Origin of the sequence: Paraburkholderia sp. SIMBA_053, from assembly GCF_046534895.1 — a bacterium.
Classification (GTDB): Bacteria; Pseudomonadota; Gammaproteobacteria; order Burkholderiales; family Burkholderiaceae; genus Paraburkholderia; species Paraburkholderia caledonica.
The window spans coordinates 1-245 of sequence record NZ_JAWRXU010001420.1 but is presented as its reverse complement, the minus strand read 5'-3'; the positions used below and the strand labels follow the sequence as shown (position 1 = coordinate 245).

1 pseudogene is annotated in these 245 nt (G+C 71.0%); it reads right to left on the bottom strand.

Going from position 1 to position 245, the window contains the following annotated elements:
- Positions 1–245 (bottom strand): annotated as a pseudogene (locus tag SB753_RS40285) (glutamine--fructose-6-phosphate aminotransferase); the annotation flags it as partial.

Sequence of the window (245 nt, the reverse complement as noted above, 5' to 3'; positions counted from 1 at the left end):
GCGAGCGCGAAGGCGCCGCGCAGCTGCGGGAGGACCGCCTGCACCGCCTCGGTCGGCGACTTGCCGGCCTCGACCTGTTCGCTGACGAGGTGCGCGACGACCTCGGTATCGGTCTCGCTCTCGAAGCGGCGGCCACGCGCCTGCAGCGCCTCGCGTAGCGGCTTGAAATTCTCGATGATCCCGTTGTGAACCAGCGCGACCTCGCCCGTCGCATGCGGGTGCGCATTGCTCGTCGTCGGCGCGCC